Raw genomic sequence first — 21,921 nt, 5'->3', positions numbered from 1 at the left:
ATGCAGCAGTTTCAAAATGTTACAGCGTCCTTTGCGCGTCTTGAAAGACGCGCGGCGCTGTAGTCAGAAGCCGCCCACATGCAGCGGCTTGTAAGGGGCTTCGAGCGTCTTGATGTCATCGCCGGTGAGTTCGAGCTCGACCGCGGCGATCGCATCTTCAAGATGGCTCATCTTGCTGACGCCGACGATCGGTGAGGTTACGACCGGCTTCTGCAGAACCCAGGCCATCGCGACCTGCGCCATGGAGGTGCTGCGCGCCTTGGCGACGGCTTCGACGGCGTCGACGATGTCCCGGTCGCCGGTCTTCTCATACATGCTCTTGTTGTAGCGGTCGGTGGTGGCGCGCTTGGTCTCGGTACCCCAGGGACGGGTCAGCTTGCCGCCGGCAAGCGGGCTCCACGGCAATACGGCAATGCCTTGATCGGCGCAGAGCGGCAGCATTTCGCGTTCTTCCTCGCGATAGGTGAGGCTCACCTGGTTCTGCATCGAGACGAACTTTGTCCAGCCGTTGAGCTCGGCGGCATGCTGGAGCTTGGAAAACTGCCAGGCCCACATAGAGGATGCGCCGATATAGCGGGCCTTGCCGGCGCGCACGACGTCATTCAGGGCCTCCATCGTTTCTTCAACAGGAGTGAATGGGTCGAAGCGGTGGATCTGGTAGAGATCGACATAGTCGGTGCCGAGGCGGCGCAGGCTGTTGTCGATCTCAGTAAGGATCGCGGCGCGGGACAGGCCCTGGCCGTTCGGGCCGGGACGCATGCGGCCGAATACTTTGGTCGCGAGCACAGTTTCCTGGCGGGGCGCCAGTTCCTTCAGCAAGGCGCCAGTTATCTCTTCGCTGGTGCCCTGCGCGTAGACATTGGCCGTGTCGAAGAAATTGATGCCGGCGTCCCAGGCGCGCTTGTACAACGGCCGCGCCTCATCGAGCCCGAGAACCCATGGGCGTTCGTCAGTCTGCTTGCCAAAGGACATGCAGCCAAAGCAGATGCGGCTGATTTCAAGCCCGGTTTTACCAAGTCTCACGGTCTTCATGATCTTTCCTCCGAGTTGATGATTGTCAGTCCTGACAGATGCGCGGTTGCGAGATCACAGGCCGGCCACGTATTTCCGCCAGTTGTGTTCTTCCTTGAAACCGAGAACCTCACGAATCTTCCGGTTTGAGAGAGGCGCTTCGAATTCGCCGAGCTCTCGAACGATGGGCGTGTTCGGCGCCCATCTGGCGAGGAAATCACGTGTCGGCTCCGCCGCCGTGATAGTGTCGTTGACGGCGTTGAAAACCTGGAAGCCGAGGCCGTCGGCCTGCAGGCAAAGGTCGACGATCTGCCCGAGATCGCGGGCATCGATATAGCTCCAGGCGTTCCGCTTGCGCGATGCCGGATCGGCGAGAAAACCGGGAAAACGGTCGTATTCATGCGGCTCGATGACGTTGGCGATCCGCAAGGCGTAGATGTCGATGCCGCTACGCATCGCAAAGGCGCGGGCCGTCTTTTCGTTCACGACCTTGGAGAGGCCGTAGCTGTCCATCGGGTCGGTGTCATAGTCTTCCTCGAGCGGGTAGGAATGGAAATCCTTGTCGCCCTCGGCAAAACAGACGCCATAGGTCGTCTCGCTCGACGCGATGATCACCTTCTGAATACCGAGCTTCACCGCGGCTTCGATGACGTTGTAGGTCGAGATCGCATTGACCGCGAAGGTCTGGTTGTCGGGCTTGAGGAGAAGGCTCGGTATTGCTGCGAAATGCACGACGGCATCGACCTTGGCTGGTCCGCCTGCCGTCTGCAGATCCTTGCCGCTGAAATGCATCGACAGAGCGTTGAAGGTCTGGCCGCTGTCGGTCAGATCGGTGATCAGCGTCTGCACGCCGGGGCAGTTCAAAGGAACGAGGTCGAGATTGCGGACCTTGTGACCCTTGTTGACCAGATATGGAACGGCATGACGGCCGGCCTTGCCGCTTCCGCCGGTAAATACGATCCGCTTGCTCATGTGATTGCTCGCTTCTCCACGAAGGTTCGAAAAAAGCGGTACAACGTGGGAAAGCGATGAATCAATAGACTGAAAATCACTGAGCCGATGAGTTTGATTCATCGATCGGAATTGGCCGCTACAATCCGTTGAGGCTGCGGACGATCTTGATCAGGGCCTCGACGCCGAAGGGAAGCTGCCGCCTGCTGGAATAATACATCGAAAACGGCGGGCCTATTGACGCCCACTTCGGAAGAACGACCTCCAGGCGCCCTGCCGAGACATGGGGGCTTGCAAGCCTTTCCAGGCAATAGCACAGCCCGGCGCCTTCGAGCGCCGCATTGATGGCAAGATCGGTTTCGCCCGAGATCAGTGGTCCGGGAACGTCGATCTCGCGCCGGTCGTCGCCGCGTTCAAATTCCCACTTGTAGATCTGGCCGCGGCCCGTCCGTATCCGGATGCAGCGGTGGGAATTGAGATCCTCCGGCATCACGGGGCGGCCGTGGTTCCTCAGATAGTCGGGGGCACCGACCGCGACCCATTTTAAAGGAGCAGTGAGAGGAACTGCGATCATGTCTTCCGGAATGGTGCCGCTGTACCGGATACCGGCATCGAAGCCGTCCGCGGTGACATCGACGAACTGGTCATCTACGGCGACCTCAAGTTCGACATTGGGGAAGCGCTGCTGGAACACCGGGATGGCTGGCCGCAAAAGCAGTACGGCGGCATCTTTGAGAACATTGATGCGAATGCTGCCGGCGCCAGCTTGATAGTGCCCGTTCAAGTCCTCCAAGCCGGAGTTGATAAGCTCGAGCCCGGCAGAAATCTTCTCGGCAAGCGCCGTTCCGGCGGCGGTTGGCGCAACGCTGCGGCTGGTTCGATTAAGGAGGCGAACGCCCAGCCTTTGCTCAAGCGCCTTCATGCTGTGGCTCAGGGCGGAAGCCGTTACCTCTAGGTGATCCGCCGCTTTCCGAAAACTACGGTACTGGACTATCGCGAGAAAGATCGACAGCTCGTGAATTTCATTGCGCTTGAACTGCATGTTGATCTCAGGAGGCTAGTTCGGCGATACTTCGCAACCGGTCTTAAAGGCTCTGGCTCGTTTGGTGCAACTCAGCACTCGGATGCTGGTTTGCCGGCTCGGATTCTCCACTGCCGATCACAGAATTACCCCGTATCATAGTGCCTTTCAATCTCCGGCAATGGTATCGAAAACGTGAGGGCGCTCCACGACCTGATGTCGGAGCGCCCTGAAGGGACGGCCGGTCCATGCCCCGGACTGCCGTGCGACGGGTCCAGGCCGGTGAGCAAGGCTGCCTGCCCTTGATCGAGCGTGCCGAGTTCGGGCATGTCGATCAGGAGCGCGAAGGCGGTGACTACAGACACGCCCGGGATCGAGACAATGATGTCGAAGCGCCCCGCGAGGTCGGGATCGTCCTTAATGATCAGCATGATCTCCTTTTCGATCGCGATCATCTGACGCTCGATCTGCCTGAGCTGCTCGGAGTTGTGTGGCTTGAGGACGGCCAAGGTCAGGTTTTTGCCGTGTTTCTGGCCGCAGTTCCATCTTCCTCCAATCATCGCGTCTCTTACTGAAGTCACTAATGAATCCATTGGACAACTCGATTGCCGGAGCAGATCAGCTTATCGGCCGAGCGTCGGTCATCGACGGTGACACGATTGAGATCGCCGGGCAGCGGATCCGGCTGAATGGGATCGATGCTCCGGAAAGCTGGCAGGCCTGTCGCGACGCGGCAGGGAGGCCATACCGCTGCGGCAAGGATGCCGCGTTCGCACTCGACGAGTTTCTTTCGAAATCGCGCCCGATCCGCTGCGTGGGCCATGGCAAGGACAGATATCAGCGCGTTGTTGCCGATTGCTTCAGGGCAGATGGGCAGAGCGTGAATTCCTGGCTGGTGAGGCAGGGCTGGGCCATAGACTGGCCTAGATATTCCAAGGGAGCATTTCAGGACGATCAGGTAGCCGCCCAAACTGCTGACTTGGGCATCTGGCGTGGAACCTTCGAGGTTCCGTGCAAGGCGAGAGCAGCCCGACTAAAGCGGCGGTCGGCCTGCTGATGTGCGGGATTCGCGGATGAATCCGCGTCAGTAGGAGACATCCGCCGCGCGCAGAGTGGGGCCGATTGGGGCCGTTGAACGAACCCGCTGCGCGTCGCGGCTGAGGTAGAGGGCGCAGGCCGGACATACACTCACGCATTCCACGGGAACAAAATTGACCCCTGGTATGTCGTGTCATCCTCCATGAGCGGAACCGCTTTCATAGTTGGGCGTTTTTGTCAGTTAGATCGGGTACTGCTGGCATTCCGCCGGCACTGCCGAATGGGAGAAAAATCATGAGAACGATATTGATCGCGATAGGTGCGTTAACTGCTTTCACCGGGTTTGCTTTTGCGGCCGAGCCGGCCAAGATGGTCGAGACGAAAATGGGCAAGGTCCTGGGCACTGAAAAAGGCATGGTGCTTTACACCTTCGACAAAGATACGAAAGGCAAATCCAACTGCGATAGCGATTGCCTGAAGAAGTGGCCGGCGTTCCACGCTGGAGCCAAGGCCAAGGCGGAAGGCGAATGGTCTCTGGTCAAAGCTGCGGATGGCAAAGAGATGTGGGCCTATGAGGGTAAGCCGCTTTACACTTATGTCGAGGATAAGAAAGCCGGTGAAGCCAACGGCGATGGCGTTGGAGGAGTGTGGCACGTGGCCAAATAGCTCACCGGGGACGGTTCGATGGGCGGTCGTTGGATCGCCCTGAACCCCAAGACCAACTTCTGGAACGACCTATCTCTCTGTGGCTTCGCCGACAAACCCGGCCTGTCCGATGACCGCTGGCAATCATGTGATCGACTGAATTGTGCAACAACGATTGCAAGCGTCTCATTAAAATCCGCTGGCGATTGGTGGCTGACTGCGCGATCCGCATTTCAATGACCGCAATGTACAGTGGGTTCAACTGATCGCTGCAACACACTCTGCAAACCTCTCCGCGGGCGTCTGATAAAGCAAGGTCTTTCTTGGACGTTCGTTGAGCTGCCTTGCGATAGCACTGAGCTTGGCTTGGCTGTGTACGGACAGGTCGGTGCCGCGTGGGAGATATTGGCGCAGCAACCGATTGGTGTTTTCGTTCGAACCGCGCTGCCAGGGTGATCGAGGATCGCAGAAGTAGATCTCAACGTCAGCGGCCATTGCCAGTCGTTGGTGGTCGGCCAGTTCCTTTCCCCGATCCCAGGTCAGTGATTGATAGAGTTCGGCCGGTAGTTTTTGCGACTGCCTGATCAAGGCAGAGACCACGCTTTCGGTATCCTTATTGGCGACCTTGATCAGCATCACATAGCGCGAGTGACGCTCGACCAGCGTCGCTATGTAGCTGTTTCTGGACCCGCCGATGAGGTCGCCCTCCCAATGGCCGGGAACGGCACGATCTTCGACAGACGGAGGTCTCTCGCTTATGGATATCGCATCCTTGATCTGGCCCAATCCACTCCGTTTGATGCTGGCGTGCCGGGAACGACGGATTGTTCTTCTTGCCCTAAGGTGTTCAAGCAATTCCTTTTTCAGCACCCCGCGGGCCTGAATGTACAGGCTGCGATAGATCGTTTCGTGCGACACCTGTTTGAGTGGCTCCCCTGGGTAAGTACGCTTGAGCCAGCCAGCAATCTGCTCTGGCGACCATTTCCGCTGCAGCTTGGCAGATACTGTGCGGGCCAAGGAAACATAGCAAGCCTGGGACGCAAGGATCGATCCCAGGCAGCCTGATCGGAACGTGCTGCCCGATAGCAATCCAGCCCACCATTGCGACGGACTTCACGACTGATCGTAGAGGGAGATCGACCCAATGTGCGGGCGATCGATCGTAAAGAACACTGCGTGCTGAGCCCTCGGGATATCTCCTCCCGTTCACTCAGACTGAGTGCCTTCGGCGTTCGTCGCCGCTCGGCCGGACGTATGCCACCAGCGGGAGAGATCACTGAGAAGATCGATGAAGATCCCCGATCAAAAAGGCGTCCGATCGACTTCATAGACTCGCCAGCCTGCCATCGGTCCCAGATTTCCGATCGCTGAGCAGCAGAAAAATACATGCGACGTCGACGCTTCATGTCCACACTCCTCTTTGACAAAAGAATAGTGTGTTGCATTCATCCCGTGAGCCCACCACCGAAAGCGATCATTGGTGCCATCGAAAGCGATATCATAATCCCCGTGCTGCCGAGGCCCCTGCCTCCGCGAGGTGCCTCCGAAATCTCCGGCAAAGATTGAAACTCCGCCTGCACGAAAGGGGCAATGACCAACTGAGCAATGCGGTCACCGGAACCGCTGAAGGGCGCGTTGGAAGTGTTGAATAGGATCACCTTGAGCTCGCCCCGGTAGTCGCTGTCGATCGTGCCGGGTGAGTTCAGGACTATGATTCCATGTTCCGCCGGCAACCCCGAGCGAGATCGGATCTGAGCTTCCCCGCCCAAAGGCAACTCGAGCGCGATCCCGGTTGTGCTGACCTCGCCGGTTCCTGGCGCCAGCTCGATGGCGGGGCCATCGAAGGCAGCGAAGACGTCCGCCCCGGCTGGCCCAGAGGTCTGATACTCTGGAAGTCTGGCTCGATCGGTCAACAGCAGAACTTTGACACGGGACCTATCCGGTGTGCTCTTCTCCGGTCGGAAGTCACCGCACATCAATGGGCTCGACAATTATGCCACGATGGGCACCGACAGGAAAAATTCGGCAAGTGTCTAACTAAAGTGCCAGCCGCAACTGCGGCGTCGATTCAAGCCTCCGCCGTTCCAACGAAGACAGCGACACGCCGAGCAGACGGACCCCTTTTTGCGGCGGGAAGAGCGGCATGAGAAGCAGGTCGACCAACTCCTCGAGATCAGTGATCGCCGACAGGGGTCCCGGAGCGGTCTTGCTGCGGGTGATTTGGCTGAAGTCGGCATATTTGACCTTGAGCGTCACCGTCTTGGCGCCGATCTCATTGGCCTCGCAGTATCCCCAGACTTTCTCGACCAGCGGCTGAAGCCCTTCGCGCGCGGGTTCGTAGGAATGGATGTCCTCAGCGAATGTGTCTTCGGCGCCGACTGATTTCCGCACTCGGTCCGGCTTGACCTGACGATCGTCGATTCCGCGAGCAATCCCGTAGAAATAGGGTCCTGACTTCCCGAAATGTTCGACGAGGAAGTCGAGTGTTTTCTCCTTCAGGTCTGCTCCCGTTTCGATCCCGAGCCGATGCATCTTCTCGGCCGTCGCCGGTCCGACGCCATGAAACTTCTTGATGGGCAGGCGCTCGACGAAGGCCGGACCATTCTTCGGCGTGATGACGAACTGGCCATCCGGCTTGTTCTGGTCGGATGCCATCTTTGCGAGGAACTTGTTGTAGGAAATACCGGCGGATGCGGTCAGTCCTGTCGCCGCCTTGATCCTGGCGCGGATCTCCTCCGCGATCTCGGTGGCAATCTCCATCCCTTTGAGGTTTTCGGTGACGTCCAGATAAGCCTCGTCAAGCGACAACGGCTCGATCATCGGCGTGTATTCGGCGAAGATCGTTCGGATCTGCAACGACACGGCTTTGTAGACGTCGAAGCGTGGCTTGACGAAGATGAGGTCCGGGCATTTCCGCTGCGCAGTCACCGAGGGCATGGCGGAATGGACGCCGAACCTTCTGGCCTCATAACTGGCGGCCGCCACCACGCCGCGGGCAGCAGGACTGCCGACGGCAACCGGCAGGCCACGCAGCTCCGGATTGTCGCGCTGCTCGACCGATGCGTAGAAGGCGTCCATGTCGACATGCACAATCTTGCGCGGCCGTTCGCGGTTGTCTTCGCCTGTTATCATCTAGCCTCCATCAGCGAGACCATGACTCAAACATGGGAAGTGCGCCCCACACTTGTCACCGTGGGGCGTCTGCATCCGCTCGCAGCCCATGGCCATGCGCCGGCGGATTTCCGCGAAGGTGACGCTTGCGCCAAACGCTTTCACCAACAGTTTGCGCTCATGTGCACAATGGCGATCGCAGACCCGGCAGATGAGTTCGACCACCGGGACTTTATGATCTTTCAGTCTAGGGGGCGCATCGTCCACAACCCGCGTTCGGCGCATCCGAAAATATTCCTTTCTCACCATCCGATTGAATCCGCTGGCGATTTTTCTGCCTTGCACCCGTGCTCAACTTCAGCGGGTCACATGCGCATTGACTCATTTACTCTATAAGAACAAATACAGAACATATTACTGTTTCTCAAGCCGAAAACGGGTTGCCGTCGAAGGAGATCATGAACTCAGCCGCCGCCCCAAACGCCGTCCGCGACGGCCTGCGCGAGCAGATCGCGCACCTGGAAAGCGCCCGTCGGCGCAACCGTGGCGTTTTGCCTTTCGGTGTAGCGCAGATCGACGAGCGGCTTCCGGGTGGTGGATTGGCCTATGGGGCGCTGCACGAGTGCGCCGGCGGCGGGACCGGCACCGTCGACGGGGCGGCGGCCGCCCTGTTCGTGGCCGGGATAGCCGCTCGCACCAAAGGCAAGGTCGTCTGGTGCCTGACACGTCCCGACTTGTTCTTCCCGGCCCTGGCGCAGGCGGGTCTTCATCCGAACCGGGTCGTCTTTGTCGAGTCCGACAAGGAGGAAGACGTCCTTGCCAATATGGAGGAGGGCCTTTCATACGGCGGCCTCGGGGCGGTGATCGGCGAGATCGTCCGGCTGCCGATGGCGGCGTCCCGGCGGCTGCAACTCGCAGCCGAGAAAACCGGCACGATGGCGCTCGTGGTGCGGCGATGGAGACGGCAGACCGAAGCCAGCGACTTCGGCCAGCCGACGGCGTCGACCACGCGCTGGAGGGTGAGCGTCATCCCCAGCGAGGAGCTGCCAGTTCCGGGCGTCGGGCGGGCGAGGTGGCTTCTGGAGCTGATGAGGGTGAAAGCGGGCGAATGCGCTGAGTTCGAAGTGGGGGCCTGCGATGCCGAGGGTCGTATCGATTTTTTTTCCCGATCTCCCTACGGACAGGATCAGGCGGGCCGATCCCGTCATTCCGGTTGAGGAGGCGATCGCCGTCATTTCGAAGAGCGGCTCCAAGCGCTGGGTGTCGGCCGCCGACGCCGCGGCCAGGAAGGTCGGCCTCCATGTGGGCATTCCGGCCGCCAAGGCGCAGGCGCTCTTCCAGGGTCTCCGTATGATCGACGCCGATCCCGCCGCCGATGCAGCGGCGCTCGAGCGCATCACCATGTGGGCGTTGAGCCAGTATTCGCCGATCGTCGCCATCGACCCGCCGAATGGCATCGTCATGGATACGGAGGGCGCGGACCATCTACAGGGTGGCGAGGAGCGCATGTTGACGAGCATCGCCAACCGCTTCCGCGCCAAGGGCCTGACAACACGGGTCGCCATAGCGGACACGTGGGGTGCCGCCCACGCATGCGCCCGTGCCATCAACCGGGAAACCGTCATCGTCCCGAGTGGGGAGACTATCCGGGCCGTCGAGCGCCTTCCGATCTCGCTGCTTCGGCTGCCCGAGAAGATCGTGAGCGATCTGCGCACGCTAGGCTTTCGGACAATAGGGGAGCTTTCGGCAACGCCGCGCGCTCCCTTGGCGTTTCGCTTCGGACCGGAAGTGGGTCGCCGTCTCGACCAGATGTTCGGTCGCGTCTTCGAACCAATAGATCCCATCCGTAGCCCGGAACTCGTCGAGGTCAGCCGGGCGTTCGCCGAACCGATCGGTGCGCCGGAGACGATCACCAAGTACGTCGGACGGCTGGTTGTTCAACTCGTCGCCGAACTCCAGCGGAGGGGTCTTGGCGTCCGTCGGACCGATCTCATCGTCGAGAAGGTCGACGGTACTCGCCAAGCGATCAGAGCGGGAACCGCCAAGCCCGTGCGAGATGTCGCCTGGCTGACGAAACTGTTCCGTGACCGGACGGAAAAGATCGAACCGGGGTTCGGAATCGAAAAGCTGACCCTCGTCGCGGTGATGTCGGAACCGCTCGAGGAGAAGCAGAAGACCTCATCTCTTATCGACGACGAGGACGCCGACATCACCCGCTGATCGACGTCTTCGGCAATCGAGGCCAGCGCGTCTTCCGGGTCGCGCCAGTCGCATCCGACGTTCCGGAGCGTAGCGTCCAGCGGATCGCCGCCGTCGGCGAGGAAGTGACGGAGGGTTGGGTCCACCATTGGCGGCGGCCTGTGCGGCTGTTTGCGCGTCCGGATCCGATCGAGGCGATAGCTCTGCTGCCGGATCATCCGCCTGCCAGCATCACGTGGCGCGGCAAGCGCCATCGGGTGAAGCGTGCGGATGGGCCGGAACGCGTCTTCGGCGAATGGTGGATGCGCGACAGCGAATTCGAGGCGGTGCGCGACTATTTCGTCGTCGAAAACGAGATCGGCGAACGATATTGGATCTTTCGCTCCGGCGACGGCATCGATCCCGAAACGGGCTCCCATAAATGGTTCATGCACGGGATATTCGGATGAGATACGCCGAGCTCCAGGTCACGACGCACTTTAGCTTCCTTCGTGGCGCGTCCTCGGCCGACGAGCTCTTCGCGACCGCCAGGGAACTCGGCATCGAAGCTCTCGGCGTGGTCGACCGAAACTCTCTGGCAGGCATCGTCAGAGCGCTGGAAGCATCCCGCGCGACGGGCGTCCGCCTCGTCGTGGGCTGTCGACTCGATCTGCAGGACGGCATGTCGATCCTCGTCTATCCCACGGATCGCGCCGCATATTCGCGCCTGACCCGCTTGCTGACGCTCGGCAAGGGCAGGGGCGGCAAGGCGAACTGCATCCTGAACCTCGAGGACGTCGCCCTCTATTCCGAAGGGCTCCTCGGTATCCTCGTGCCCGACCTCCCAGACGATGTCTGCGCCATCCAACTTCGCAAGATGGCCGAGGTCTTCGCAGATGGGGCATACGTCTCGCTCTGTCTCCGGCGTCGTCCGAACGACCAGGTAAGGCTTCACGCGTTGTCGAACATGGCCGTCAAGCACCGTGTGAAGACGGTTGTCACCAATGACGTCCTGTTCCACGAACCGGGCAGACGGCAGCTTCAGGACGTCGTCACCTGCATCCGTCACAACACGATCATCGACACCGTCGGTTTCAAGCGCGAGCGTCATGCCGACCGGTTCCTCAAACCGCCGGAAGAGATGGAGAGACTGTTTCCACGCTACCCCGAGGCGCTGGCCCGGACGATGGAGATCGTCGAGCGATGCAGGTTCTCCCTGGAGGAACTGACCTACCAGTATCCCGAGGAGGCGATCCTCCCAGACAAGACCCCACAGGAATCCCTCGAGCACTATGTCTGGGAATGCGTGCCCAACCGCTATCCGGAAGGCTTGCCGCCGGAGGTTCTCAAAATCGTCCGTCACGAACTCGATCTCATCCGGACGATGAAATACGCCCCATACTTCCTGACTGTTTTTTCGATCGTCCGCTTTGCCCGGTCGCAAGGCATCCTCTGCCAGGGGCGGGGGTCGGCGGCGAATTCGGCCGTCTGCTATATCCTTGGCATTACCAGCATCGACCCTTCGACCAACGATCTCCTGTTCGAACGCTTCGTCTCCCAGGAGCGCGACGAGCCGCCGGACATCGACGTTGATTTCGAGCACGAACGCCGCGAGGAGGTCATCCAATGGATCTACAAGACCTACGGGAAGGACAAGGCCGCACTCTGCTCCACCGTCACACGCTACAGGGCCAAGGGCGCCATCCGAGACGTCGGCAAGGCGCTCGGCTTGCCCGAGGACCTCATTAAAGCCTTGTCCTCGGGCATGTGGGCGTGGTCGGAAGAGCTGGTCAGCGACCGCAGTCTTCGCGATCAGGGCTTGAACCCGGAAGACCGCCGTCTGGCGTTGACCCTCAAGCTTGCACAGCAGCTCATGGGCGCTCCTCGGCATCTGGGACAGCATCCAGGCGGCTTCGTCCTGACGCACGACCGCCTCGACGATCTCGTCCCGATCGAACCCGCCGCAATGGTCGACCGGCAAGTGATTGAGTGGGACAAGGACGATGTCGAGGCGCTCAAATTCATGAAGGTCGACATTCTGGCGCTCGGCATGCTGACCTGCATGGCGAAGACCTTCGCTCTCATCCGAGAACACAAGGACGAGCACCTTGATCTCGCGAAGATCCCTCAGGAGGACCCGCCGACGTATGCAATGATCCGGAATGCAGACACTTTGGGGACGTTCCAGATCGAGTCCCGAGCACAAATGGCGATGCTGCCCCGGCTCAAGCCACGGACATTTTATGATTTGGTCATACAGGTCGCAATCGTGCGACCTGGTCCGATCCAGGGCGATATGGTGCATCCTTATCTCCGTCGCCGGGAGGGCAAGGAGCCGGTCGTCTATCCGACGCCGGAACTCGAAGCCGTTCTCGGCAAGACTCTCGGCGTTCCGCTCTTCCAGGAGTCTGCGATGAAGGTCGCGATGGTCTGCGCCGGGTTCACCGGCGGCGAAGCCGACCAGCTTCGAAAATCGATGGCGACCTTCAAGTTCACTGGCGGCGTCTCGCGCTTCAAGGACAAGCTCGTCTCAGGCATGATCAGGAACGGCTACACGGCCGAGTTTGCCGAGAAGACCTTCAGCCAGCTCGAAGGATTCGGCAGCTATGGATTCCCGGAATCCCATGCGGCGTCGTTCGCCTTGATCGCCTATGCCTCCAACTATGTGAAATGCCACCACCCTGACGTCTTCTGCGCGGCGCTGCTGAACTCGCAGCCGATGGGATTTTACGCGCCGGCCCAAATTGTCGGCTGCGCCCGGAACCACGGGGTTGAGATTCCCGGTGGGACTGCACGCTTGAGCGCATCGGCAATGCTGACAGTCACGCAGTCCGCCTCGGGATGCGCATGGTGCGCGGCCTTGCCGCCGCCGATACCGCGCGTGTCGTGGCTGATCGCATGGATCAGCCGTTCGAAAGCATCGATGACATGTGGCGACGGTCCGGGGTTCCGGCGGCTTCTCTGGTCGAGCTCGCCGAGGCCGACGCCTTCCTGCCGTCGCTGGGACTTCAGCGACGCGACGCCTTGTGGGCGATCAAGGGCCTGCGTGACGAACCGCTTCCGCTCTTTGCAGCCGCCTCAGAACGTGAGGCGAGGGCGGTCGCCGAGCAACAGGAACCCGAGGTCGCTCTCCGTCAAATGACCGAGGGGCACAACGTGGTCCAGGACTACAGTCATATCGGGCTGACGCTACGCGATCATCCTGTCGCATTCCTTCGGAAGGCCCTGACGGAGCGCCGGATCGTCACCTGCGCGCAAGCTATGAACGCGCGCGATGGTCGCTGGTTGATGACCGCCGGCCTTGTTCTCGTCCGGCAGAGACCTGGCAGCGCCAAGGGCGTCATCTTCATGACGATCGAGGACGAGACCGGTCCGGCCAACGTCGTTGTCTGGCCCAAGCTCTTCGAGCAGCGCCGTCGCGTCGTCCTCGGGGCATCGATGATAGCCATCAATGGGAGAATTCAGCGTGAAGGCGACGTCGTCCATCTCGTGGCCCAGCAGGTATTCGATCTGTCCGGCGATCTATCCGGGCTGGCCGACCGCGACGCCGAGTTCCGGCTGCCGACCGGCAGGGGAGACGAGTTCGTGCACGGCTCGCCCGGAACGCCGGATTCGCGGGACAGCGTGGCCGCCGCAAAGCCGAGGGACATCTTCATTCCAGATCTTCATATTGATCAGCTCAAGGTGAAGAGCCGGAACTTCCATTAAAGGAATGTACCACTTGCGGCCTACCGCTCAACCGAGCACGGCTTTTAAATGGCAACTGTGCGCCCAATAGCGAAGTAAGCGTTATCCGGCGCTCAGCGCGGGCTTGCATCCCAAGCGATGCTTTTCCTCCAACATCCGCGTTCATAGCAACGCGGATGTTCCTCGTGCGAACCGGTTGCGTCGGCCGCCTTTGACGCATTGCAGCCGTTCCACGTGCCAGCCGTGGGTGACTGCTCAGGGCGATAGGTGTAAGCTGGATATCCTCGGCCCGGTGGGAAAGCGTCTCAGGAGCAATCCGAATTCGACCATGTCAGAGGATCCTAGATCATGTCCGACATCGGAGACTGGCTCGCCAGCATCAGGCTTAAGCGGTATCGCCAAGCCTTCGTGAAGAACGGCATCGATCTCGATGTCGTCGACGATCTCACCGATGCCGACCTCAAGGAGCTCGGACTGTCCCTTGGTGACCGCAAGCGTTTTCTCAGGGCGGCCGCGACTCTGGCTCAGCAGTCGCCGCCGCTCACGGCGGCACTACGTCCCTCCGTGTCACCGATCCGCAGCGAGGCGGAACGGCGACAGCTTACGGTGATGTTTTGCGATCTCGTTGGATCGACAGCACTCTCAGCTCGCCTCGATCCAGAAGACCTACGGCAGTCGATCGTTGCATACCGTGCTTGCGCCACCGAGATCGTCGGCCGGTACGACGGTTTTGTTGCCAAGTATATGGGCGACGGCGTCCTCGTATACTTCGGCTATCCCCAGGCCCACGAGGAAGATGCCGAGCGGGCCGTGAGGGCCGGCCTCGCGGTGATTGAGGCCGTCGACCGGCTGGATGCGGCAGGCGAGCACCTGGCTGTTCGGATCGGAATCGCCACCGGCCTAGTCGTGGTGGGTGACATCATCGGCACCGGCGAGGCCGAGGAATGCAGCGTTGTAGGTGAAACGCCGAACCTGGCGGCCCGTCTACTGGAGTTGGCCGGATCCGGCACAGTGGTCATTGCTGAAGCAACGCGCGCACTGCTGCGGGGCCAGTTCAAGCTGGAAAGCATCGGACTGCGGCCGATCAAAGGTTTTTCCGGGGCGATTGAAGCGTTTCGGGTGCTCGGCGAAGTGCGTAGCGACGACCGTTTCGAGGCCGGTCACGCGACCGTGCTGCCCTTGGTCGGCCGTGACCCGGAACTCGCATTGTTGGTCGATCGCTGGACTAAGGCCAAGGCCAAGGAAGGTCAGGTCGTCCTGCTCGAAGGTGAGGCCGGAATCGGCAAGTCGCGTCTCGCCCTGGCCCTTCGCGAGCGTCTCCTTCGAGAACCACACGGGTTGCGCCGTTACTTCGCCTCGCCATACCACATCAACAGCGCGCTTCGTCCGGTGATTGGCCCGCTCGAACAGGAAGCAGGATTTGAACGCGAGGATTCATCGGTCTTGAAGCTCGCCAAACTCCAGGCGCTGATCGCGGAACAGGTGGGTGAGGTGAGCGAAGCGCTCCCATTGTTGGCCGAGCTTCTCGGAATTCCAGGCCCTGGCCGCTGTCCAATACTGGATCTCGCGCCCCGACAGCGTAAGAAGCGAACCTTCGACGTGCTCATCGCCCAGCTTGGCAGATTGGCTGCGAAGCAGCCGGTGCTCCTGGTGCTTGAGGATGCTCATTGGCTGGACGCGAGTAGCCTTGAGTTGTTCGGCTTGTTCGTGAACCACATCCGGCAGCTCCCGGTGCTGCTGGTCATTACCCACAGGCCCGAGTTCGTCCCGCCTTGGCGTAGTTACCCGCACGTGACAAAGGTGGTCCTGAATCGCCTCGACCGGGTGCACGCGCAATCGCTGGTCGAACGGCTGACCGGCGGAAAGGCACTGCCTGCCGGAGTGCTCGATTACATCCTGGCCAACACCGATGGCGTACCGCTGTACCTTGAGGAGTTGACCAAAACCATGCTCGAATCTGGTCTCTTGGGAGTGGCCGGCGATCAGTTTGGACTGGCTGCACATATGCCGCCGATGGCGATCCCGATAACGCTATACGACTCGCTGATGGCCCGCCTCGACCGCCTCGGTAGGGCCAAGGTGGTGGCCCAGATCGGCGCCTGCATTGGGCGCGAGTTCTCCTATGAGCTGATTGCCGCGTTAGCAGTGCTCGATGAGCATGAGCTGCAAAGAAGCCTTGATCAACTGGTTGCTACTGAGCTAGTTTTTCGGCGCGGAAGCCCCCCTAACGCGGTCTACAGCTTCAAGCACGCGCTCGTCCGAGATACTGCATATCAGTCGCTCCTCAAGAGTCGCCGCCGGGAACTACATCACCGTATTGCGCAGGTCTTCGAAGAACTCGCCCCACATGTCGTGTCCGCTCAGCCGGAGCTCCTGGCCTATCATCTGACGGAGGCAGGAGAGCTGCCGCAAGCCGTCGTGTTCTGGCATCGGGCCGCCGAACACGCAAACGAGCGGGCGGCGAATACCGAGGCCGTCGGCCATTTGGCCAAGGCACTCGACCTGCTCGCGCAGATGCCCGAGAATCCGGAGCAACTCGAGCTTGAGCTGACGTTGTTGATCACCATGGGACGAGTTCTTACCGCCGCAAAGGGCTATGGCCACCCGGAGGTCGAGCGTGTCTACAGCCGTGCTCTCAACCTGGCGGAGCGGATCCAGGAAACGCCCAGGCTGTTCCCGGTGCTCCTGGGTCTCACGATTCATCATGCGGTGCGGTCCGAGCTTTCCGCGGCGCGGGACCTTGGCGAACGGCTTCTGAGGTTGGCGCAGCAGATCTCGGATCCTGTGCTCGTGGTGGAAGCGTCCTATGCTTTGGGCATTACCTGCTCCTGGCGTGGCGAATTCGCCTCGGCATGGAAGCACTTCGAGCACGGGATCAGCCAATACGACATCGCCCAGCACCAGGCCCATCTAGCGCTCTATGGACAGGATGGAGGACCGATCTGCCTCTGCCGTGGCGGCATGGCGCTGTGGTATCTCGGCCACGATGACCGGGCGCTGGAGCTGATGGACGAGGCGCTCGCCATGACCGCGAGCCTCAGGCATTTGTTCAGCCGTGCCTATGTACTGACATGGGCGGCGATTTTGCAGGTGCATCGACGCGACATCGCCAAGGCGCAAGAGGCGGCGGAGTTGGCGTTGGCGTTCGCGGCCGAACACGAATTTCCATTCTGGCACACTCAGGGAGTCTTCCTGCAGGGGTGGGTGCTGGCGGAGCGGGGCCTAATCGCGGAAGGCATCGAGCGGTTGCGAGACGGGTTGGCTGGCATGCAGGCGATCGGGTCAGGAATGACGGCGCCTTGGGCGATGGGCTTACTCGCGGAGGCGCATGGAAAGGCTGATCGTTTTGCCGAGGGTAGCACCTTGATTGACGAGGCGCTTACCATTGTCGCACGCACTGGCAACCGCTGGTGCGAGGCGGAGCTGCATCGGCTCAAGGGCGAACTCATATCATCGAGCTCAGAGTGCGATCCTGCCGGAATCGAGGCGTGCTTCCGCCGTGCGCTCGACGTCGCTCGCATGCAGGATGCGAAGATGTGGGAACTGCGCTCGGCGGTGAGTTTGGCCCGGCTTTGGCGAGCACAGGGTCTTAGAGCACAGGCCTGCGAGCTGCTCATGCCGCTCCTCGGCTGTCTCTCTAACTGCCACGGGACGCTCGAACTTCAGGATGCTCGAGCGGTCCTTGAGAGCTGCGGAGGTAGTAAATTGAGCACCTGAACACTTGCTCCGCTCGTCCATTCGGATTCCGGATGTCAAACTACACCACCTAACCTACGATTCCGCGGAGTCCGTCGTTGCGCCAGGAGTTCGAAAATGTTTTCGGTGGGAAGTCCGAGTGCGAATGAACCCGCGTATTGCGCCTGGGCTCCGGGCTGCATCGGATGATAGCGCGCGCCCTGTATGTCACGGAAGCAGCGCTCCAGCCCGTTCTCTCGATGGAATGCCGCGCCGCCTGCGACCTCCATTGCAAGCTCCGTCAGGCTCGGTCTTAGTGTGTTCGCCAAAACCCCGCGAATGAGGGCTTAAACAATCGAAGGCGGTCGATCGCCCATCTACATCCCGCTTGCAGGCCTTGGGATCGACCCGTCGACCTATTTCAAGCTTCCCGCAAACCGCGTCGAGGAGATCGGGGAACAGGTCACGATCTAATTTCCACACCTTCGGGCGGCGCGGCGAACAGTACCCAACCTCTTGCGGTGCACATCATCGATGAGTGACGCCGAGCGGATTAGGATCGTCTTGAATGCTTCGATGAGGTATTATCGCAGCAGCTTTCCAGAATATCTTCGATGACTGGCTCGCGTCAGCGGAGGACGAGATGACGACGCCTCAGGTCGAACGTAGGACCGCAGCCGTCTTGGTTGCCGATGTCGTTGGGTACTGCCGGCTCGTTGAGACTGACGAGGAAGGCGCGCTTGCGGCAATTAGAGAGCTATGGGGTGCCGTGTTCCGACCGCTCATAGCAGAGTACCGTGGTCGGACAGTCAAATTGATGGGTGATGGCCTCATAGCGGAGTTCGGATCTGTTGTCGGAGCAGTTGCCTGTGCGGCGGCAGTACAAGAAAAGCTTGCCGTTCAACAGGAACAGGTTGCAGTTGAACGCCGCATTGTGCTCCGGATCGGCATAAACCTCGGAGACGTAGTGATCGAGGGAGATGATCTTCTCGGCGATGGGGTCAATGTTGCCGCGCGCTTGGAGCAATTATGTCCGCCAGGCAGCGTGCTCATATCCGGCTCAGCTCACGAACAACTGTCGGGAAAAGTCGATCTCCACTTCGAGTATGTGGGCGAGCAGCACCTAAAGAACATCGCGCGGCCCGTGAAGACCTACTGCATGGACGTTGGCGGTTTGACGCCAATGCTCCCAGCCAGCTCACGATCCGACAAGCCGGCGGTCGCTGTTCTGCCTTTTGAAAATATGAGCGCAGATCCTGATCAGGCTTATTTCAGCGATGGCATTACCGAAGACGTCATCACGGAGCTTTCTAGATTCAGAGAGCTCACGGTGATTGCCCGCAATTCCTCATTCGCATTTCGCGGACAGAGCATGGATCTGCGTCAAATAGGACGCGTGCTCGGAGCGGAGTATTTCGTGGAAGGGAGCGTTCGGCGGCTGGGAGATCGGGTGCGCATCACCGTGCAGCTTATTGAGGCCACGAGCAGGACACATCTGTGGGCCGAGCGTTACGACCGAGCGATGGAGGACGTATTCGCCATTCAAGAGGAGATCTCGCAGAACATCGTTGCGACGGTCGCACAACGTGTCAGAGATGATAGAGAGGTCTTGGCGCGGCGACGCCGGCCTGAGGACATGCACGCATACGACCTCTTCCTCCAGGCCAACCGCCTCTCCGACGACTTTACGCCTGGAAGCCAGGAACGAGTTCTTTCCCTGTTCGAGCGTGCGGTCAAAATCGACCCGACTTTTGCGCGGGCCTACACAGGCCTCGCATATGCATATCTCAATCGTGCGATCGACAATGGCATCGGTGCGCCGCGAGAAAAGGACGAGAACAGGATAAAGGCACTTCGTTTTGCCGAGCAAGCGCTTGTGCTGGATCCCAATGATCCGAAAGTGCATTGCACACTTGGATTCATGTGTCTGACCTGGCGGGATTTTGATCGAGCCGAACGTCACCTGGACCTAGCTCGAACCATGAACCCGAACGATCCGATAATCCAGATCATCTGGGCTTGGATGCAGGGGGCCTTGGGCAGACCGGAACGTGGGCTGGCTGCCGCTCAAATTGCCTTGAGGATCAACCCGCGTCACCCGAGTTGGTATAACTACTATCTCTCGCACATCCTGTTCCAACTCGGACGTTACAGTGAGGCCGCCGTGCTTCTCGAGCAACGAACCTTCGATTCCCCAATAAGGCATCCGCGAGACATGGCTTGGCGGGCGGCGGCCTATGGTCATTTGGGCAGGATCGAAGAGGCGAACGAATGTGTGGACGTATTTGTCCAGGCAGTGCGCACGCTGTGGATCGGTGACCCCGCCGCAGGGCCAGCGGAATACGTCGACTGGCTTGTTGATGTGTCATATCTGCGCGAGCCGAGGGATGTGGAGCGCCTACGCGCTGGTCTACGCCTTGCCGGGTTGCCGGCCTGAAGCAGTGCGGGCTACCGACGACCTAGAGAGATCTGAACATGGAACTGACCCAGGCTGCATAACTATGCCGAGCTCGCCATTCCTGAACTATCGGAAATCTCGGGCATTAGGGAATGGTCTCGGCATAGTATCGGGCTCGGGATAAATCCCGGACTTGCACATCGATACCTTGAAGGTGAAAAGCCGAAACTTCCACTGATCGAAGGAGATCCTCGGGCATCCCGGAACTTGCCGGATATTCCCCGCGTTCTCAAGCGACGAGGGGGAATGCGCAATGTCAGTTCCCATTGAACCACGCTTCCTACAAGGGGCTTCGAGAGGTGCAGGACAACGCCGCTGTCTACCGCATCGAGGCCTGACAGCAAGGCGAACTAGGCAGCCATCTGCTGCAGACGCAGCGTCCAGCCAGCGGAGATTCGTGAGCCGCCGATCCGTCCTGGTCGGCATCGATCCGCATGAACGAGACCACCCAGTCGGCCGGCATGGCACCGAGAACGTCCTCGGACACAATGATCGATATGATTTCCTCGACCGCATCGAGGCCGCTGCGGGTCGAACGGCCTTCACGTTCCAGCGTCCAGAGATAACGTGTCGTCATGTCCCGGACTTACGCCGAGGGTCGCACCCATACAAGGCGGTCTCGACGGCTTCCACAAGCTGCTCAGGCGAGGCGGGCTTCATCAGAAGATGACCTTCTGCGAACGCGGGTTCCAGCTCGTAAACGGATTCGGACTCGCCCGAATATAGAATGAACGGAAGGTCGCAATTGACGAGATGCCGCGCGACGGCAGTGCAGACGCCGTCCGAGAGGCGAGGGTCGACGATTGCGGCGGACGGCGAGTTTTCCTTCAGCCAGGAAACAGCGTCCGAACAGGTCGAGAGCGTTACGAAGCTGCGATGGCCACATCCCTCCAGAACCGTTTCGATATCGAGCGCGATGAAAGGTTCGTCTTCAAGGATGAGGATCGTAGGCATATTTCTCCTTCTGGGGCAGCGCAAGAGTATCCAAAACGACCTGCCTGTCGCTTCCGGCTGAAGTCCGACGATCCGTTCCGAGAGTGCCGTCAATCAAAACTTCGTGGGTATCCACTGCTTTATTTAGCATTTTCTTATCTATCCGTCGTTGACTTTCGTTGTCGCTGAATCATGTCCGTTACAGAGGTAGGAGAGGCGGCTCCATGCAGAAGGCAGTCCTGGTAGTGGAGGATGAAGCGCTCATTCGCTTCGTCGCGGTCGACGTCCTCGAAGACGACGGCTACGTGGTCTATGAGGCTGGCTCCGTCCTCGAAGCGGTCGGCATCCTCTCGAGCCGGGAGATCGACGTCGTCTTCACCGACGTGGACATGCCCGGTGGCCTGACGGGCGTAGACCTGGCGAAGCTCTTGGCAGGCGTCTATCCGGAGATCGGCATTCTTATCACCTCGGGCAGATACCACGTCGGCGCAGACGTCCTGCCAGCGGGCGCGCGATTTCTCCCTAAGCCGTATGACCTCGGGCTCCTTTCGTCACACGTCCGCGAGCTAATCCCGCGCGGGTCGTCGTATCGTGCCGGCAACTCAAGCTAAAAAACCGACGCGAAGGCGACTGCGGCGACCATCATGCCAAACGCTGACGAAGCATGATTTCGATGGCTCGTCCTTCCTCGAACTTCCGCCCGCGGAGCGGCCGCCCGTTCTCGGGCGGATTCTCATCGCCATTTCAGAGACCGACCCCAGCGGGATCACCCACGTGCCTGTCGACAATATCCTCGTGCAGCATGATCCGCACCGCGCGACCTCCGCCGATAATCAATTGCTCGTCGCAACGAGATCCGACATGTTGCAGCTACGCCGCGGTCCTTCCCATGGTTGATACGTATTGTCTTCCGGCCGATACGACTTGTAGCGAGCCGCGCACCGTGTGATCGAAAGAGCGATAACGTTCCCCACACCAGGCAAGATGCGCGGCCGAAAGTCTGGGATGCGGTGTCTGAAGTTCGGCTGGCGGGCGAGCCGAATCGGGCCTTGCCGCTGACGCCATGCTCGCCGACGCCTCGGTCACATAGCTGGAATAGAGAGGCGGAATTCGTTCATAGGGCTGCTGCCGAGGATCGACTTTTACCGGCGTCGTCGTCCATAGATCGCGCGCTGCGAGCTCCTTGAAGGCGTGAGGTTCGGAATCCGCCACG

General features: G+C 60.2%; 15 protein-coding genes and 5 pseudogenes. 8 read left to right on the top strand and 12 right to left on the bottom strand.

Annotation, left to right across the window (positions count from 1 at the left end; genetic code table 11):
- Positions 1–63 precede the first annotated feature (63 nt).
- The 4 genes from AC1D2N_RS34245 to AC1D2N_RS34230 all read right to left on the bottom strand — a co-directional run bounded on the left by AC1D2N_RS34245 (position 64) and on the right by AC1D2N_RS34230 (position 3,576).
- On the bottom strand, positions 64–1,032 hold the full coding sequence (locus AC1D2N_RS34245; RefSeq protein WP_018517649.1) for an aldo/keto reductase: 969 nt from the start codon (positions 1,030–1,032) through the stop codon (positions 64–66).
- A gap of 54 nt (positions 1,033–1,086) precedes the next feature.
- Complete coding sequence (locus tag AC1D2N_RS34240; RefSeq protein ID WP_018517650.1) at positions 1,087–1,983, bottom strand: NAD-dependent epimerase/dehydratase family protein; 897 nt, start codon at positions 1,981–1,983, stop codon at positions 1,087–1,089.
- 118 nt (positions 1,984–2,101) lie between these two features.
- Positions 2,102–3,004, bottom strand: a complete 903-nt coding sequence (locus AC1D2N_RS34235) for a LysR family transcriptional regulator (protein ID WP_018517651.1) — start codon at positions 3,002–3,004, stop codon at positions 2,102–2,104.
- A gap of 125 nt (positions 3,005–3,129) precedes the next feature.
- Positions 3,130–3,576, bottom strand: coding sequence for a hypothetical protein (locus AC1D2N_RS34230; RefSeq protein ID WP_162769133.1), 447 nt, complete (start codon positions 3,574–3,576; stop codon positions 3,130–3,132).
- Here AC1D2N_RS34230 and AC1D2N_RS34225 point away from each other — a divergent pair.
- Both AC1D2N_RS34225 and AC1D2N_RS34220 read left to right on the top strand, forming a co-directional pair.
- A complete protein-coding gene (locus AC1D2N_RS34225; RefSeq protein WP_018517652.1) occupies positions 3,567–4,040 on the top strand; it encodes a thermonuclease family protein in 474 nt (157 codons plus the stop codon). The genes AC1D2N_RS34230 and AC1D2N_RS34225 overlap by 10 nt on opposite strands.
- A 275-nt stretch (positions 4,041–4,315) precedes the next feature.
- Positions 4,316–4,687: a COG4315 family predicted lipoprotein gene (locus tag AC1D2N_RS34220; RefSeq protein ID WP_018517653.1), complete on the top strand. Its 372-nt coding sequence runs from the start codon at positions 4,316–4,318 to the stop codon at positions 4,685–4,687.
- Positions 4,688–4,924: 237 nt separating this feature from the next.
- On the opposite strand, the pseudogene AC1D2N_RS34215 reads toward AC1D2N_RS34220, so the two are convergent.
- The 4 genes and pseudogenes from AC1D2N_RS34215 to AC1D2N_RS34200 all read right to left on the bottom strand — a co-directional run bounded on the left by AC1D2N_RS34215 (position 4,925) and on the right by AC1D2N_RS34200 (position 8,062).
- Positions 4,925–6,072, bottom strand: a pseudogene (locus AC1D2N_RS34215) (IS30 family transposase).
- Between the two features lie 39 nt (positions 6,073–6,111).
- Positions 6,112–6,642, bottom strand: a complete 531-nt coding sequence (gene dut / locus AC1D2N_RS34210; RefSeq protein WP_018517655.1) for a dUTP diphosphatase — start codon at positions 6,640–6,642, stop codon at positions 6,112–6,114.
- Between the two features lie 61 nt (positions 6,643–6,703).
- Positions 6,704–7,798: a DNA polymerase IV gene (gene dinB / locus AC1D2N_RS34205; RefSeq protein ID WP_018517656.1), complete on the bottom strand. Its 1,095-nt coding sequence runs from the start codon at positions 7,796–7,798 to the stop codon at positions 6,704–6,706.
- The gene (locus tag AC1D2N_RS34200) at positions 7,799–8,062 is read right to left on the bottom strand and encodes a hypothetical protein (protein ID WP_018517657.1); all 264 of its coding nucleotides are present in this window, start codon (positions 8,060–8,062) and stop codon (positions 7,799–7,801) included.
- Positions 8,063–8,235: 173 nt separating this feature from the next.
- Here AC1D2N_RS34200 and AC1D2N_RS34195 point away from each other — a divergent pair, with 173 nt between their 5' ends.
- The 4 genes and pseudogenes from AC1D2N_RS34195 (at position 8,236) to AC1D2N_RS34180 (ending at position 17,359) form a co-directional block, all read left to right on the top strand.
- Positions 8,236–8,994: an ImuA family protein gene (locus AC1D2N_RS34195; RefSeq protein ID WP_026242452.1), complete on the top strand. Its 759-nt coding sequence runs from the start codon at positions 8,236–8,238 to the stop codon at positions 8,992–8,994.
- A pseudogene (locus AC1D2N_RS34190) lies at positions 8,915–10,425 on the top strand (Y-family DNA polymerase). The gene AC1D2N_RS34195 and the pseudogene AC1D2N_RS34190 overlap by 80 nt, the downstream one beginning before the upstream one ends.
- A pseudogene (locus tag AC1D2N_RS34185) lies at positions 10,422–13,663 on the top strand (error-prone DNA polymerase). The pseudogenes AC1D2N_RS34190 and AC1D2N_RS34185 overlap by 4 nt, the downstream one beginning before the upstream one ends.
- 327 nt (positions 13,664–13,990) lie before the next feature.
- Positions 13,991–17,359 (top strand): AAA family ATPase, encoded by a 3,369-nt coding sequence (locus tag AC1D2N_RS34180; protein WP_477982859.1) that lies wholly within the window; start codon positions 13,991–13,993, stop codon positions 17,357–17,359.
- Between the two features lie 35 nt (positions 17,360–17,394).
- Here the strand turns inward: AC1D2N_RS34180 and AC1D2N_RS34175 are convergent.
- Positions 17,395–17,622, bottom strand: a pseudogene (locus tag AC1D2N_RS34175) (hypothetical protein); the annotation flags it as partial.
- A gap of 338 nt (positions 17,623–17,960) precedes the next feature.
- Here AC1D2N_RS34175 and AC1D2N_RS34170 point away from each other — a divergent pair.
- Positions 17,961–19,754, top strand: coding sequence for an adenylate/guanylate cyclase domain-containing protein (locus tag AC1D2N_RS34170; protein ID WP_018517662.1), 1,794 nt, complete (start codon positions 17,961–17,963; stop codon positions 19,752–19,754).
- A gap of 340 nt (positions 19,755–20,094) precedes the next feature.
- Here AC1D2N_RS34170 and AC1D2N_RS34165 read toward each other — a convergent pair whose 3' ends face one another.
- On the bottom strand, positions 20,095–20,352 hold the full coding sequence (locus AC1D2N_RS34165; protein ID WP_018517663.1) for a hypothetical protein: 258 nt from the start codon (positions 20,350–20,352) through the stop codon (positions 20,095–20,097).
- Positions 20,349–20,729, bottom strand: a complete 381-nt coding sequence (locus AC1D2N_RS34160) for a response regulator (RefSeq protein ID WP_018517664.1) — start codon at positions 20,727–20,729, stop codon at positions 20,349–20,351. The genes AC1D2N_RS34165 and AC1D2N_RS34160 overlap by 4 nt, the downstream gene beginning before the upstream one ends.
- 203 nt (positions 20,730–20,932) lie before the next feature.
- On the opposite strand from AC1D2N_RS34160, the gene AC1D2N_RS34155 reads away from it, so the two are divergent.
- Positions 20,933–21,319 (top strand): response regulator, encoded by a 387-nt coding sequence (locus AC1D2N_RS34155; protein ID WP_018517665.1) that lies wholly within the window; start codon positions 20,933–20,935, stop codon positions 21,317–21,319.
- A 222-nt stretch (positions 21,320–21,541) separates the two neighbouring features.
- Here AC1D2N_RS34155 and AC1D2N_RS34150 read toward each other — a convergent pair.
- Positions 21,542–21,921 (bottom strand): annotated as a pseudogene (locus AC1D2N_RS34150) (BA14K family protein); the annotation flags it as partial.

The organism is Rhizobium sp. P1_B8, assembly GCF_056406515.1.
This window is presented reverse-complemented; position numbering and strand designations above follow the sequence as displayed.

Bases quoted from the DNA above. Each gene is read 5' to 3' on its own strand.
- AC1D2N_RS34245 (WP_018517649.1), bottom strand. From the start codon at position 1,032: ATGAAGACCGTGAGACTTGGTAAAACCGGGCTTGAAATCAGCCGCATC.
- AC1D2N_RS34240 (WP_018517650.1), bottom strand. From the start codon at position 1,983: ATGAGCAAGCGGATCGTATTTACCGGCGGAAGCGGCAAGGCCGGCCGT.
- AC1D2N_RS34235 (WP_018517651.1), bottom strand. From the start codon at position 3,004: ATGCAGTTCAAGCGCAATGAAATTCACGAGCTGTCGATCTTTCTCGCG.
- AC1D2N_RS34225 (WP_018517652.1), top strand. From the start codon at position 3,567: ATGAATCCATTGGACAACTCGATTGCCGGAGCAGATCAGCTTATCGGC.
- AC1D2N_RS34230 (WP_162769133.1), bottom strand. From the start codon at position 3,576: ATGGATTCATTAGTGACTTCAGTAAGAGACGCGATGATTGGAGGAAGA.
- AC1D2N_RS34220 (WP_018517653.1), top strand. From the start codon at position 4,316: ATGAGAACGATATTGATCGCGATAGGTGCGTTAACTGCTTTCACCGGG.
- dut (WP_018517655.1), bottom strand. From the start codon at position 6,642: ATGTGCGGTGACTTCCGACCGGAGAAGAGCACACCGGATAGGTCCCGT.
- dinB (WP_018517656.1), bottom strand. From the start codon at position 7,798: ATGATAACAGGCGAAGACAACCGCGAACGGCCGCGCAAGATTGTGCAT.
- AC1D2N_RS34200 (WP_018517657.1), bottom strand. From the start codon at position 8,062: ATGCGCCGAACGCGGGTTGTGGACGATGCGCCCCCTAGACTGAAAGAT.
- AC1D2N_RS34195 (WP_026242452.1), top strand. From the start codon at position 8,236: ATGAACTCAGCCGCCGCCCCAAACGCCGTCCGCGACGGCCTGCGCGAG.
- AC1D2N_RS34180 (WP_477982859.1), top strand. From the start codon at position 13,991: ATGTCCGACATCGGAGACTGGCTCGCCAGCATCAGGCTTAAGCGGTAT.
- AC1D2N_RS34170 (WP_018517662.1), top strand. From the start codon at position 17,961: ATGACGACGCCTCAGGTCGAACGTAGGACCGCAGCCGTCTTGGTTGCC.
- AC1D2N_RS34165 (WP_018517663.1), bottom strand. From the start codon at position 20,352: ATGACGACACGTTATCTCTGGACGCTGGAACGTGAAGGCCGTTCGACC.
- AC1D2N_RS34160 (WP_018517664.1), bottom strand. From the start codon at position 20,729: ATGCCTACGATCCTCATCCTTGAAGACGAACCTTTCATCGCGCTCGAT.
- AC1D2N_RS34155 (WP_018517665.1), top strand. From the start codon at position 20,933: ATGCAGAAGGCAGTCCTGGTAGTGGAGGATGAAGCGCTCATTCGCTTC.